This window comes from Flagellimonas algicola (genome assembly GCF_005937185.1).
Lineage (GTDB): Bacteria > Bacteroidota > Bacteroidia > Flavobacteriales > Flavobacteriaceae > Flagellimonas > Flagellimonas algicola.
In genome coordinates, this window is sequence record NZ_VCNI01000001.1 from 592,031 (window position 1) to 606,257 (window position 14,227).

General features: G+C 42.2%; 16 protein-coding genes. 14 read left to right on the forward strand and 2 right to left on the reverse strand.

Going from position 1 to position 14,227, the window contains the following annotated elements; translation table 11 throughout:
- Window positions 1-148: 148 nt before the first annotated feature.
- Genes FGG15_RS02585 through FGG15_RS02630 form a run of 10 tightly spaced genes read left to right on the forward strand, consistent with a single transcriptional unit; the run spans window position 149 to window position 9,750 of the window.
- Window positions 149-610 carry a (2Fe-2S)-binding protein gene (locus FGG15_RS02585; RefSeq protein ID WP_138832904.1) on the forward strand — a complete coding sequence of 154 codons (462 nt, stop codon included), beginning with the start codon at window positions 149-151 and terminating at the stop codon, window positions 608-610.
- Window positions 611-647: 37 nt separating this feature from the next.
- Entirely contained in the window at window positions 648-2,876 is a 2,229-nt protein-coding gene (locus tag FGG15_RS02590) for a xanthine dehydrogenase family protein molybdopterin-binding subunit (RefSeq protein WP_237561730.1), read from the forward strand.
- Window positions 2,877-2,880: 4 nt separating this feature from the next.
- The gene (locus FGG15_RS02595) at window positions 2,881-3,135 is read left to right on the forward strand and encodes a MoaD/ThiS family protein (protein ID WP_138832906.1); all 255 of its coding nucleotides are present in this window, start codon (window positions 2,881-2,883) and stop codon (window positions 3,133-3,135) included.
- 45 nt (window positions 3,136-3,180) lie between these two features.
- Entirely contained in the window at window positions 3,181-4,167 is a 987-nt protein-coding gene (gene moaA / locus FGG15_RS02600; protein WP_138832908.1) for a GTP 3',8-cyclase MoaA, read from the forward strand.
- Between the two features lie 21 nt (window positions 4,168-4,188).
- Window positions 4,189-4,782, forward strand: a complete 594-nt coding sequence (locus FGG15_RS02605; protein ID WP_138832910.1) for an NTP transferase domain-containing protein — start codon at window positions 4,189-4,191, stop codon at window positions 4,780-4,782.
- A gap of 1 nt (window position 4,783) precedes the next feature.
- Window positions 4,784-5,857 carry a HesA/MoeB/ThiF family protein gene (locus FGG15_RS02610; RefSeq protein WP_138832912.1) on the forward strand — a complete coding sequence of 358 codons (1,074 nt, stop codon included), beginning with the start codon at window positions 4,784-4,786 and terminating at the stop codon, window positions 5,855-5,857.
- Complete coding sequence (locus tag FGG15_RS02615; RefSeq protein WP_138832914.1) at window positions 5,857-7,056, forward strand: molybdopterin molybdotransferase MoeA; 1,200 nt, start codon at window positions 5,857-5,859, stop codon at window positions 7,054-7,056. The genes FGG15_RS02610 and FGG15_RS02615 overlap by 1 nt, the downstream gene beginning before the upstream one ends.
- Window positions 7,053-8,063, forward strand: coding sequence for an XdhC family protein (locus tag FGG15_RS02620; protein WP_138832916.1), 1,011 nt, complete (start codon window positions 7,053-7,055; stop codon window positions 8,061-8,063). Before FGG15_RS02615 ends, FGG15_RS02620 begins: the two co-directional genes overlap by 4 nt.
- A 3-nt stretch (window positions 8,064-8,066) precedes the next feature.
- A complete protein-coding gene (locus FGG15_RS02625; RefSeq protein WP_138832918.1) occupies window positions 8,067-8,681 on the forward strand; it encodes a nucleotidyltransferase family protein in 615 nt (204 codons plus the stop codon).
- Window positions 8,668-9,750 (forward strand): amidohydrolase family protein, encoded by a 1,083-nt coding sequence (locus tag FGG15_RS02630; RefSeq protein WP_138832920.1) that lies wholly within the window; start codon window positions 8,668-8,670, stop codon window positions 9,748-9,750. The genes FGG15_RS02625 and FGG15_RS02630 overlap by 14 nt, the downstream gene beginning before the upstream one ends.
- Before the next feature lie 2 nt (window positions 9,751-9,752).
- On the opposite strand, the gene FGG15_RS20165 is transcribed toward FGG15_RS02630, so the two are convergent.
- Entirely contained in the window at window positions 9,753-9,896 is a 144-nt protein-coding gene (locus tag FGG15_RS20165) for a hypothetical protein (protein WP_202619522.1), read from the reverse strand.
- A gap of 52 nt (window positions 9,897-9,948) precedes the next feature.
- Window positions 9,949-10,575: a GntR family transcriptional regulator gene (locus FGG15_RS02635; protein WP_138832922.1), complete on the reverse strand. Its 627-nt coding sequence runs from the start codon at window positions 10,573-10,575 to the stop codon at window positions 9,949-9,951.
- Between the two features lie 95 nt (window positions 10,576-10,670).
- On the opposite strand from FGG15_RS02635, the gene FGG15_RS02640 reads away from it, so the two are divergent.
- The 4 genes from FGG15_RS02640 to FGG15_RS02655 all read left to right on the forward strand — a co-directional run bounded on the left by FGG15_RS02640 (window position 10,671) and on the right by FGG15_RS02655 (window position 14,178).
- Window positions 10,671-10,850: a hypothetical protein gene (locus tag FGG15_RS02640; RefSeq protein ID WP_138832924.1), complete on the forward strand. Its 180-nt coding sequence runs from the start codon at window positions 10,671-10,673 to the stop codon at window positions 10,848-10,850.
- A gap of 148 nt (window positions 10,851-10,998) precedes the next feature.
- Window positions 10,999-12,576, forward strand: a complete 1,578-nt coding sequence (gene treF / locus FGG15_RS02645) for an alpha,alpha-trehalase TreF (RefSeq protein ID WP_138832927.1) — start codon at window positions 10,999-11,001, stop codon at window positions 12,574-12,576.
- Between the two features lie 71 nt (window positions 12,577-12,647).
- Window positions 12,648-13,727, forward strand: a complete 1,080-nt coding sequence (locus tag FGG15_RS02650; protein WP_138832929.1) for a DUF2652 domain-containing protein — start codon at window positions 12,648-12,650, stop codon at window positions 13,725-13,727.
- A 34-nt stretch (window positions 13,728-13,761) separates the two neighbouring features.
- The gene (locus tag FGG15_RS02655) at window positions 13,762-14,178 is read left to right on the forward strand and encodes a DUF3052 domain-containing protein (RefSeq protein WP_237561731.1); all 417 of its coding nucleotides are present in this window, start codon (window positions 13,762-13,764) and stop codon (window positions 14,176-14,178) included.
- The last annotated feature ends 49 nt before the right edge of the window (window positions 14,179-14,227 follow it).

Genomic DNA, 14,227 nt, shown 5'->3' on the forward strand with positions numbered 1-14,227 from the left:
CATAAAAGGCTTGAAAATTATTTTCAGATTGCTCATAACCATTAAAGAAAAGTTAAAAAAAGTGCCCTCTTGTTAAAAAAAAACCAATCCGACCATTTTTTGGTAACTTCAACTGAATCTTTCTAAAATCAATCAATACAATTAAAGTATGCCAACGTATCAAATTAAAGTAAATGGAGCGTCCAAAACAGTGGATGTAGCTGAGGACACTCCAGTATTGTGGGTGCTCAGGGATCATCTTGATCTTGTGGGCACAAAATATGGTTGTGGAATAGGGCAGTGCGGTGCATGTACAGTTCATGTGGATGGAACCGCCATGCGAAGTTGTTCCTTGACCCTTGCCCAAGTGGACGGAAAGTCCATTACTACTATTGAAGGACTATCCGAAGATGGGTCACATCCTGTACAGCAAGCCTGGAAGGAAGTGGATGTACCACAATGTGGCTATTGTCAAGCAGGTCAGATTATGACTGCTACCGCCTTTTTGGAAAACAACCCGAATCCGACGGAAGAGGAAGTGAAAAATGCCATGCACGGAAACATTTGTAGATGTGCTTCTTACACCCGAATCAAGAAAGCGGTTTTAACTGCCGCTGAGAATATGGGCTGATTCCAACACAACGTAAACCACCTCTAAAAACATTAAAATGTCATCAAACTCAACAATAACATTTAGTAGAAGGGCTTTTATGCGTACTTCCTCCTTGGCTGGGGGCGGAATGCTGATCGGCTTTAATCTTTTCCAGGCGTGCAAACCCAAGGCGGAACCGCCTGTGGATCTCTCACTTCTAAACTACAACGACTTTAATGCCTTTATCAAAATTGCGGATAATGGCGCCGTAACCATATATTCTCCAAACCCTGAAATTGGACAGGGCGTTAAGACCTCCATGCCCATGATCATAGCTGAAGAGCTGGATGTGGCCTGGAAAGATGTCTACGTGGAACAAGGTATATTGGATACAGAAAATTATCAGCGACAAGTTGCGGGTGGTAGCCAATCCATTCGTTTTGGTTGGGATGCACTAAGACAAACCGGAGCTACCGCTAAACAAATGTTGGTCAATGCCGCAGCAGCTCGTTGGGGTGTGGATGCCGCCGAGTGCAGCGTAAGCGAAGGTGTCATTACCAACGCGGCTGGAGAAACTTTGGGATATGGGGATGTGGTCAATGAGGCTGCATTGCTGGAAGTCCCGGAAGAAGTAGCTCTTAAGGAGCCCAAGGATTACAAAATCATGGGAAAAAATGCCACTAATGTGGATATAGACAAAATAACAACGGGCAAGCCGCTCTTTGGATTGGACTATAAGGCTGAAGGTATGGTTTATGCTGCATTGGTTAGACCTCCTGCCTTTGGAAAGAAGTTGGTCTCCTATGATGATAGCAAGGCGAAAAGTATGCCTGGAGTGATTGATGTTGTCAAAATTGGTGAAAAGGTGAGAGGCCTATTGGCGGAAGACCCCAGTTTTGGAAGCAAGATTTCTTCCAGCGATAAAATAGCGGTAATAGCTGAAACAACCTGGCAAGCCTTCAAGGCCAAAGAAGCTATTGAAGCGGTTTGGGAGGATGACACTACGGTTGAAAGCACTGAGGACCATGATAAAAAACTCACAGCTTTACTAGATGGAAACGAGTTCAATACCATGCGTTCAGACGGGGATGTGAAAAAAGCTTTTGCGGAAGCAGATGAGATTCTTGAACGCACCTATGAATCACCCTTCTTACCTCACAACTGTCTGGAGCCCATGAATTTCTATGCCGATGTAACGGATGAAAAAGTACATCTTGTAGGCCCCATTCAAACCCCAGCTTGGAAGGCTGGTTTAGTTGCCAAAATGTTGGGAAGGGAAGAAAAAGACATCCTTCTGGAAATGACCCGCATGGGTGGAGGATTTGGTAGGCGATTGTTTGGGGACTTCGTTATTGAGGCCGCAGAAGTATCCGATGCCATAAGAAAACCGGTAAAAGTGGTTTTCACCCGAGAAGATGATATGGGAATTGGGGTATACCGCCCCGCGATAAAATACCGAATCAAGGCTGGAGTTAAAGATGGAAAAATCACAGCTTACCACCTAAAGGAAGCTGCTATCAATGATGGTATGTACGGATTGATTCCAAATTTCTTTCCTGCAGGTGCCATTGAAAATTACCAAGTGGACTCCGCGGCATACGATAGTAACATTACTACCGGGGCCTGGAGGGCACCTTATACCAATTTCTTGGCATCCGCAGAGCAAAGTTTCTTTGATGAGCTTGCAGAGCTAATGGAAGTGGACAAGATACAGATGCGCTTGGATTTATTGGACAAAGTAGATGCAGAAGCAGATGAACGCATCCAGTATTCCCCAGAACGTATGAAAGAGGTTATAAAGGTTGCAGTGGAAAAATCTGGATGGGGCAATAAACCCAGCCACGTATACCAAGGATTTGTGAACTACTATTGTCATAACTCCCATGTAGCGGAGGTGGCCGATGTTGAGATTGAAAATGGTGAACCTGTGGTCAAGAAATTAACTTGTGTTGTTGACTGCGGAATTGTGGTAAATCCAACGGGAGCAGCCAATCAGGCAGAAGGTGGCGTAATTGATGGGGTAGGACATTCCATGTACGGTGATTTTACCTTTGATGGCGGAAAAGGACATGCCCAGAATTTTGATAAATACAGACTCATCCGAATGCGTGAAGTTCCAGAAGTGGAAACCCATTTCATCAAGAATGAACTTTCTCCAACAGGTTTGGGTGAACCTACTTTACCGCCGGCTGGAGGGGCAATTGCCAACGCATTCAAGGCAGCTACGGGCAATAGGCTATATCAACAACCGTTCACCAAAAATCCAGAACTTTTAAAAGTACCTGAAAAGGAAGTAATAGGTTGATTTTATGACAATACTGTTGTTCGGGATAACCAAGGACATAGTGGGCAGCTCCACTTTGTCTGTTCCCACAGCTAGCGCTACAGGTAGAAAAATTCCAAAAACAGTCAAAGAGCTTAAAGAGTTCCTGGGGGAAACCTATCCGGAACTCAATAAGCTTTCTTCCTTGGCTGTTGCTGTAAACAATGCTTACGCGCAAGATGAAACATCCATAGACGCTTATGACGAAATTGCACTTATCCCACCAGTCAGCGGAGGTTAACTGTGGGCAAAGTAGTATCTTGCACTTAGGTAGAGAAGCTGAATTATGCTGATAGACAATCATAACAGACAAATCAATTATTTAAGACTTGCGGTTACGGATCGGTGTAATCTTCGATGCAACTATTGCATGCCTTCAGAAGGAATTGATTTTGCAGAAAACAATAAGCTCCTCACAGTAGATGAACTCATCCAGGTGAGTGAGGTCCTTGTAGGGCAGGGGATAGATAAAATTCGGATTACGGGTGGTGAACCTTTTGTGCGCAAGGATTTAATGCGCTTATTAAGGGCTTTGACCAAAATGTCTGGATTGAATGATATTTCTGTAACGACCAACGCTACGGTAATAGGCCCCCATATTGATGAGTTAAAGGAACTGGGGATTAAAAACATCAACGTAAGTCTGGATTCCATAAACAGGGAAACCTTTGAGCGGATTACCCGTAGGAACCAGTTTGATACGGTGCACAACAACTTAATACGTTTGATTACCGAAGGATTCAATGTGAGAATCAATTTTATTGTGTTGGAAGGGCAGAACGAACAAGACATTATCCCCATTTTGGAGGTCATGAAACATCATAAGGTTTCGGTTAGATTTTTGGAAGAAATGCCTTTTAACGGTGGCTCTAAAAACTTTGATGGTATTAAATGGGATCACAAAGCCATTTTGGAACACGTGACCCTTGCCTATCCGAATTTTCAGAAGTTGGAATCCCCCAAGACCTCTACCTCTGTGAATTACAAAATTCCAGGGCATGCTGGAACTTTTGGGATCATCCCTTCCTTTACCCGTACATTCTGTGGAAGCTGTAATCGACTAAGAATTACGGCCACGGGTGATGTGATTACCTGTCTCTATGGGAAACCAAAATCGAATATTAGGGATATTATCCGAGGGGAAGCTGCTAAGGAAGGAATTGAAAACGCTATTCTAAAAGCCGTTGGTTCCAGAGCCAAAACTGGATTTGAGGCACAAAAAGAACATTCCCGAACGGTGTTCGATAATTCCATGACCTCCATTGGCGGTTAATTCAAAAATTTAATTCAATTTATGTCAAAGGAAATTCCACAATTATATGGTTTGGTACTTGCAGGAGGCAAAAGTACTCGTATGGGCTCTGATAAAGGGCTTATAGATTACCATGGTCGTCCACAGCAGGAATATTTATATCATCTTTTGGAACAAGTATGTACTGAAGTTTATGTCAGTATGAGGGATGAGCAACAAGCATCAATTTCAAATGAGTTTAATGTTATTTCGGATCAAAACGAATATCGTGGACCCTTTAATGGAATTTTAAGTGCCCATAAAGCGCATCCCAATGTAGCTTGGATGGTTTTGGCCTGCGACCTTCCCCTTTTGGACTTGGACTCCATAAAAAATTTGGTTATGCAGCGCAATCCAGATAAATTGGCCACTTCATATGCTACTCATGAAAGTGGTCTTCCGGAACCCTTGGTGACTATTTGGGAGCCTGCAGCGCTTAAAAAATCAATTGAACATTTGGAAAGTACGGATAGCAGCTGTCCACGGAAATATTTAATCAATTCAGATATCCAGTTGATACATCCCGATCAGGATGAAGTATTGTACAATGCGAATTCATTATCTGATTACGAATTTGCCAAATCCAAATTGGGATAGCATGGACTTTAGGTACGACAGACAGACCCGTTTAAAAGATTTTGGTCCTGATGGACAGGACAAGCTTACCAAGGCCATGGTTTTGGTTGTTGGTTTGGGGGGATTGGGTCTACCTGTAGTGCAATATCTAAATGCGATGGGAGTGGGAACCCTGGGTCTTATGGATCAAGATGTGGTGGAACTTCATAATCTACAACGGCAAGTATTATATTCAGAAAAGGATTTGGGACAATCCAAATTAGAAGTGGCCCATGAGAAACTACAAGCACAGAATTCGCAGACCATTTTCGAGATTTACGATACATTTTTGACCAAGGAAAATGCACTTGGAATTATTTCGGAATACGATGTAGTGGTAGACGCTACGGATAACTTCCCCACACGTTATCTCATTAATGATGCTTGCGTTATTTTAAACAAGCCTTTTGTGTATGGGGCTTTACACGGTTTTGAAGGACATGTAAGTGTGTTCAATTATCAAGGAGGTCCTACGTATCGCTGCCTATATCCCAACATGCCCACCGCAGAAGAAATTCCTGATTGCAATGATAATGGAGTCTTGGGGGTGATTCCGGGAGTAATAGGGACGCTCCAAGCTTTGGAAGCAGTTAAGCTGGTTGCTGGTATAGGAGAAGTATTGTCAGGAAAGTTACTGATATACGATGGCTTAAGCCAGCAAATGAGCACGTTCAACTTTAAGACAAATCCCGTCAACAAAGAAATCAATGCGCTCCAAGAGTTTTATGAGACTCCACATTGTGAAGTGATTCCGGAAATCTCAGCGAATGCGTATTGGCAGTTCCGAAATTTGGAAACGGAACATATACTGATTGATGTTAGAACAGTTGCCGAATTTGAAGCCAACCACTTGTCCAACGCCATAAATATACCGCTGAACCAACTGGATCCAAAGCAGTTGGATTTCACTTTGAATGATATGATCTATGTCATTTGTCAGTCTGGAAAACGAAGTGCTCAGGCGGTAAAACAACTACAATCCGATTATCCCAACATCCAATTTTACTCTATTTTAGGCGGGATGAACCAAATGATGGCACTAAGCCACAACCCATAATGATTTCACACGAAAACGCATTACAGGAGGTATTGAACCTTTCCTCTAATTTTGGTTCCGAAGAGGTTCACCTTTCGGATTGCCTTGGTAGAGTTTTGGCAGAGCCAATTCATGCAGATCGGGATTTCCCTCCATTTGATAGAGCAACCAAGGACGGTATTGCCATAAATTTTGTCGGAATTCAGTCAACCAACCAAAACTTTCCGGTTTCGGGAATGGCCCAAGCGGGTAGTCCCCAACAACACCTTTTGGACGTCTCACAATGCATTGAGGTCATGACCGGGGCCATGGTCCCCAAAAATGCGGATACCGTAATCATGTATGAACACTTAGAAGAGGAGGATAACGGTTTTTCACTTCGGGAATCGGTCAAAAAAGGACAGAACATTCATTATAAGGCAAGTGATGTAGCACAAGGTGAGGTGTTACTTCAAGAAGGAGTCCAAATAAGCGAAGCAGAGATAGGGGTATTGGCTTCGGTTGGGAAGTCCAAAATCCAGGTTAAAAAATTACCCAAGGTCGCAGTGATTTCTACGGGGAATGAGTTGGTGGATGTAGAGGAGACCCCAGCTCCCCATCAAATCCGAAAATCAAACGTACATACGCTTCAAGCGTTGCTTAAAAGGCTACAAATTCCATCAGATTGTTTCCACTTTATTGATGATCCATCCATCCTGAAAGATAAATTGGGCGAAATCTTAAAAAATTATGACGTGATGTTGTTGAGTGGGGGGGTGTCCAAGGGCAAATTTGATTTCTTGCCCCAGACTTTTGATGCCTTGGGGGTGGAGAAAATATTTCATATGGTTCGTCAGCGCCCTGGTAAACCGTTTTGGTTTGGACAACATAAAAAGTCCAATACGACCATTTTCTCCTTTCCTGGAAACCCCGTTTCCACCTTCGTAAGCTATCATGTGTATTTTAAACCTTGGCTTAACAAAACTTTGGGAATGGCTTCCCCGCAATTTGATGTATTTTTAAAAGAACCAACGGAAAATACCACGGATCTTACCCTTTTTATTGGAGTCGGGGTAGATTGGGTCAACGGAAAACTAATGGCCAAGAGGATATCAACAACAGGTTCTGGAGATTTAATGGCTCTTTCAAAGGCAGATGGGTTTATTTGCTTAAAGCCAGATGAAATGGTTGGAGCAGAGCAATTGGTTCCATTTATTCCAGCTAGAAATAGGATTTCATGACGCACGAACTAAAGCACATCGTACAGGAATTCGAAGAAAAAAGGAAACTGGGTAGGAAATCGGTTTTGGCCACCGTAGTCGCATTGGATGGTTCATCGTACCGCAGGCCAGGGGTTAGAATGCTGATCTTTGAAAATGGAGACATGGTAGGGGCTGTAAGTGGCGGATGTGTCGAGAAAGAAGTTTTGAGGCAGGCAGAATCTGTATTTACCACCGCAGTTAGCAAAGTCATGGTTTACGACGGGAGGTATAGGTTGGGTTGCGAAGGCATTCTTTATCTTCTTTTAGAAGAATTTGACCCTGAAACAGCGTTCCTTGAACAGTTTTGGGACACCATCAAAACACGTCGAAGCTTTTCCATTAGTTCGTATTTTGACAAAGAACCCGGTGAAAATCCGAATTACGGTACTTTGTTCCACTTTCATGAAGGTACAAATCCAATAAATAACACAGAAGCTTTAAAAAATAAAGGTCTACTGCAATTTGAACAGGAGATGCATCCTTGTTTTCAGCTGGTGATTATAGGGGCCGAACATGATGCTGTGCAATTGTGCAAATATGCTGCTACCACGGGCTGGGAGGTTACTGTCGTGGCCAATCCAAGAGAAGAAAAATCCGAAAAGGATTTTCCCGGAATTCAACAACTAATAAGCGTGGAACCAGAGCTCTACCAACCCAATTTGGATAATCAAACTGCTGTGGTTGTTATGACCCATAGCTATGTTAAGGATTTACAATTCTTGATGGCATTAAGGGAGCAGAAGGGAATATACATTGGTCTTTTGGGCCCATTTAGAAGGAGGGAAAAACTCTTTGACGAGCTTATGGAGCGGTGTCCCGATGTTTCCGAGGAATTTTTGGAAAGTGTCCATGGCCCGGCTGGAATTGATATTGGCGCTGAAACCCCTCAGGAAATAGCCATTTCCGTGGTCTCGGAGATTCTCACGGTGGTAAGGGGAAAAGAACCTGCACTGTTGAAGCATAAAATGGGTCGGATTCACACATAAATAATGACCAAGCAAATTTCAACGATTATATTGGCTGCTGGGGCATCCACTCGTATGCCAGGGACTATCAAACAGCTCTTACCTTGGAGGAAGACCACTTTGTTAGGGAATGCCATTGAACAGGCCAAACCAGTTTCTTCCAAAGTTTATGTGGTTCTGGGAGCAAACGCCAAGCATATATCAGAATCTATGGAGATAACGGCAAATGTTGTCCATAACCCTGATTGGAACACGGGAATGGGAAGCTCCATTGCTTTTGGCATGAATGAGGTTATGAAATCCGATGAAATCCCACAGGCAGTTTTGCTCATGCTCGCTGACCAACCGTTGATAGATTCTTCGTACTTAACCGCACTAAAAACAAAATTTTTCGCTGGTACCAATAAAATTGTGGCTACGGAGTACGAAAATGGTCTTGGCGTGCCTGCAATTTTTCATGTTTCCCTGTTTGAAGAGTTGTCCCGATTAGATCAAAAATTTGGAGCTAGAAAAATCATTGCCAAATACAAAAAGGATTGTATATCCATCCCATCCATGGATAAGTCAATTGATATTGACACCATTGATGAATATAATTATATAATTGAAAAACAGGATATTAATAATGAAAATATATAGTTTTACTTTAATCTTTATTATCGTTTTTGGAACTGCCTTTGGTCAAGAAATGGGGTTTGAGGAATACAACCCAAAATCAACCTTGGTTGTACCAGAAAATCCTGTAAAGAGGGCAAAATTCACTTTTATCGATGTGCATAGCCATCAATTTAATATGGAATCCCAAGATTTGTCCGAGTTGATTAGGAATATGGATCAGATGAACATGGGGGTAATGGTTAATCTGAGTGGTGGCTCGGGAGCTGGGCTAAGGGCAAAGCTTAAAAATGTGAATGAAAATTATCCCAACCGATTTGTCGTTTTCGCCAACGTGGACTTTAGTGGGGTAGGTACTGCCAACTGGGGAGAACTGGCCGCAGCCCAATTGGAGTTAGATGTTAAAAGTGGTGCAAAAGGTCTTAAAATCTATAAAAGCCTAGGGTTGCGATACAAGGATAACGAAGGCAATCGGGTGGCCATAGATGACCCAAGATTAGATCCCATTTGGGAAAAGTGCGCTGAATTGGCAATCCCTGTTTTGATACATGCCGCAGACCCAAAATCTTTTTGGGACCCTATGGATAGCAGCAACGAGAGGTGGTTGGAGCTGAAAACACGACCGAGAAGAAAGCGTTCCGCTACCAATCCCGTCCCTTGGCAACAAATCATTGATGAGCAACATCGAATGTTTAAAAATCACCCTAAAACTAAATTCATTAATGCCCATATGGGCTGGTATGCCAATAATCTGGGCAGGTTAGGGGAGTTGATGGATGAAATGCCAAACATGTATGTGGGTATTGGTGCCATCATAGCCGAGCTAGGGCGTCAACCCAGGCAGGCCAAACAGTTTTTCATTACATATCAGGACAGGATTTTATTTGGAAAGGATAGTTGGAAACCAGACGAGTTCCCAACATATTTTAGAGTTCTGGAAACGGCGGATGAGTACTTTCCGTACTATAAAAAATACCATGCATTCTGGGCCATGTATGGCTTGGACTTACCAAACGAAGTCTTGAAAAAGGTGTACTATAAAAATGCGGTAAAGTTGATTCCCGGAGTGGATAGCTCTTTATTCAAGGATTAGATTTACTTGGATTTCTGAGTTTGCTCGCTTTCCAATTCTTGTTTTCCCAAATCTTGGAAAATGCCACAAGAAATTTGCTTTTTGATTAATGAAGTGGAAGTCTTGCGTTTGACCAGGGATTCAATTTCCTTATTTAAGAATTGCATAGGTGAGACTTTTATGGATTAACGCTATCCCTAGACTTTTAGTATTTAAAAGCTAGGTAGTTAACTGCTTCTCCACATATTCCAACACAACCATCCAGTTCATTTTAAGAATCAAGGCCGCCGTTGGGACGTTATTTTCTGCGATGGCGTGAATGATTGCTTCATTTTGATTGTCCACGTTTTCATAAAAACTGGCATCATTCCCATATCCTTGCTCGTAAAATAGCAAGCGGGTTTTCAAATCCTCTAGAATTTGCAGCAATACGGTATTCGCACAGTTTCTAACCAAAATATGATGGAAATCAAACCGCGCCTCCAACCTCTTTAATGGGGTATGGGACTGCTGTAGCCTGATTTGCTGTCTCCTCAACGCCTCAATATCCGAATCGGTATATTGGGACCCTTCCACAGCCATAATTTCCAACTGGGCAACGGTCTCATAAATATTCTTTGCCTCCTTCTTACTGAGTTGGGTCACTACAAATCCTCTGTTGGGAACTGCACAAATTACCCTGGATTGTTCCAATTGGCTCAGCGCTTCACGGATTGGCGTTACGCTCACCCCTAATTGACGCGATAGTAAGGCAAGATTAATGGTTCTGCCTACTTGAAGTTTTCCGTTTTGGATTTGACCAAGCAAATGGGATTTTACTTGGTTTCTGAGTATCAAAGTTTGCATACGTCTAAATATACAGAATCGTATACGATTCATACATAAACATCGGTCAACGGCTTTAAAAATGCTACATTCGGTAAAGAAGAAAATGATTAGTCATGAAAAATACAATCAAAAACGGGCTCTTTTTAATGCTGTTCGGAACTATGCTTCTGATGGCTTGCAGTAGTAGTAAATCAGATGATTACGAACCTCCAAGGGATGAGGAGGAAGCTAGGGAACAAATGGTAGCAGATAGTTTGAGCGCTATTCAAAATTCTAGTGGGGTCAAAAATTGATTCAATAACTACCACACCCGCATTCCAATGTCTCTCTCCTCGGAACTGTAGTTGTCTTGAATGAAGAATCACACCACGGGGTTCAGAAAATGGGATTAATTCCCTAATTTTCTGAACCTTTTTGTTTTTCAATACAATTCCCTTTCCAATGAAACTACGATTCATCGCATTTGTTCTTCTTTGTTTACTTATCATTTGCTGCAGGCAGCAATATTCCGCTACACCCGAAAGTTTATATCAAACAGAACTGTTCAAAGCTGTCCAGCTCTCTGGATTGTTCAAGGATTCCAAAACGTTTGTTGATTTAGTACCACAAAAGCATTTTTTAAAACTTGAAGGGGAGTACCTTACTGCTAAACAGGAGGAGGGGTTTGATTTATCCGTTTTTGTTGCAAATAACTTTGAAGACCAATCCATGAAAGCATTGGAATTTGAAACAGACACCACCAAAACCATGTATGAACACATTGCGTTGATGTGGGACAAACTTACGCGAGGACCAGATACCGCTGTGCCGCATGCTTCTAGGATATCACTGCCTTATAAGTATGTTGTTCCCGGAGGAAGGTTTCAAGAAATCTACTATTGGGACAGTTATTTTACGTTGGAAGGGCTTTTAGTGGCTGGCAGGGATGATCTTGCCACCAACATGGTGGACAATTTTAGTTTTTTGATTGATTCCATAGGTTTTATACCAAACGGTACGCGTAATTATTATAGAACTAGGTCCCAACCTCCTTTCTATGCCCTTATGGTTGGGGCAATAGCCCGAAAGGACCATGAGTTAACGGTAAAATACTTGCCACAACTCATCAAAGAATATGAGTTTTGGATGCAAGGATCGGCCGACGGTAAAATTGAGGCTGCAGTCCAACATGTAGTTCCCATGGGGCAGTCGGGCTTTTTGAATCGTTACTGGGATAAAGGTACAACCCCTAGGCCAGAAGCTTACAAGGAAGACCTGCATTTGGCCAGTGAATTGTCAACCGATTCATCCAAACAAACTTTATACAAGAACTTAAGGTCGGCCGCAGCCTCTGGCTGGGACTTTAGTTCCCGATGGTATGGTGAAAAAGGGAAATTTGAAACCACTGAAACCACGGCCATTATACCCATTGACTTGAATTGCCTAATGTATTATTTGGAGCAACTAATTGCAACAGGAGCAAATCTAGATGGCAAGCCTGAGCTGGAAGAAAAATATACTCTGTTAGCCGAAAAGAGGAAAACATTGATTCAAGAATACCTTTGGAATCAGGAAGAAGGATTCTATCTGGACTACAATTTTGAAAAGGAGGGTAGTACACCCAACCCAACTCTGGCGGCTATGTTTCCGCTTTATTTTAAAATAGCTACCCAAGAACAGGCAAACTTGGTAAAGGAAGTTATCATGACCCAATTTTTGAAGGATGGTGGTTTGCTTACTACCTTGGAGCATTCCGGACAGCAGTGGGACGCTCCAAATGGCTGGGCACCGCTACAGTGGATTGCCGTTAAAGGCCTCTTGAACTATGGTTTTAAAGAGGAAGCTATCGAAATTATGCACCGGTGGTTGGCCCTCAACGAAAAGGTGTATAAGAATACCGGCAAAATGATGGAGAAGTATAATGTGGAGGATTTAAGCCTGTTATCAGGAGGCGGGGAGTATGAAACCCAGGATGGTTTTGGCTGGACCAATGGAGCGGCCCTTGGATTCAAACAAATGTTGACCGAGTTGGAAGAGTAAACGAAACGGTTTAAGTGACGTAAGTTTCTTTTTCCAGACCAGACTATTTAGTGTAACGCTCAATCAAAAACATGTCCAAATCCCTTTTGTTCATTCCAGATATCTCTGGATATACCAAGTTTATTCAAACAACGGAAATAGAACATAGCCAACATGTAATATCGGAATTATTGGAAGTGCTGGTTAATGCCAACACCCAAGATTTAAAACTGGCAGAAATTGAAGGTGATGCCCTTTTCTTTTATAAGGAGAATGAAGTACCCTCCCAAGAAAATCTCTTGGCGCAGATTGAATCTATGTTCACGGCTTTTTACAGCCACCTAAAGATGTTGGAGAAAAATAGGGTTTGTCCATGCAATGCATGTGCCACAGCTCCCAATCTACAGCTCAAGATCATTGCTCATAGCGGACATCTGCAGCATATAGAGGTGCAGGGCACCCGAAAACCTTTTGGGGAACAAGTGATAGAAGCCCACAGACTATTGAAGAATTCTGTGGACAGCGATAACTATGCGCTGATAAGTCGGAAATTGGCGCTGGACATCATGTTGTCCCCATATTATTCCAGCAAGATGTTTAGGTTTAGGCAAGGCTCAGACATTTATGATGAAAATGAAGTGGAATACATCTATTCCGTCATAGACCCCAATGAGTTAAAACTACGAAGTTTTGTTCAACCCAAGTTGCTAAGATTTGATATACCTCCCAAAGTTGTAGTGCAACAGGATTTTCCGGTTCCGGCAGAGGAGGTTATGGAAAACATAACCAACTATGCGCTTAGACACAATTGGCAGCAGGGAGTGGACAAATTGGAATACAACGAACATGAGGTTACCAGATTGGGAAGTGAACATACCTGTGTGATCAATGGCAAGCATCTGGATTTTATCACCATTTCCAAGGAGACCAATCCAGGAAATTTAATTTATGGGGAATTGACCCATAACCACCCTTTGTTTGACGACTTTTACCAATTCTATATTTTTTCACCAAAATCGGATGGAACCAGCCACTTAAAAGTTGAGTTCTATTGGGAGTCCAAATCCCTTCTTAAAAAGATTCTCGGGTTCTTAATTGGAAAAAAGGCGGTTCAGAAAAGTGCCAGTGGCGCTATTGACAACTTGTTACAATTTATAAAGACCCAAAACTAGGAATCATAACTTATTTTAGCCCTAAAACAGTATTTTGAATACAATCACAGGATATTCAGGAACTCCTCTGGCCAAGAAATTGGGGATAAAGGAAGGTTTTGCCATCCTGCTGGTCAATGAACCTGAGTATTACCTGAATTTGTTTTCTGATTTGCCATCTGAGATTTCATTTGTCGAGGAGGCTCGTCCGGAATCAATCGATTTCATTCATATTTTCTGTACAATCTGGTCAGAACTTGAAGCAGCTGTTGAGAGCAATAAACCTGCTTTAAAAAAAACTGGCATGTTATGGGTAAGTTGGCCTAAAGGAAGTTCCAAAATAGCAACAGAACTAAAACGTGACCCGATAAGGGAATATCTATTGGCTATTGGTTTGGTGGACACCAAAGTAGCCGCTGTGAACGAGGACTGGAGCGGCTTAAAATTTGTTTATCGATTAAAAGATAGATAAACTCATTTTTTCACATTTTTTTTAGATTTAAGGCTGATGTATTTACTTA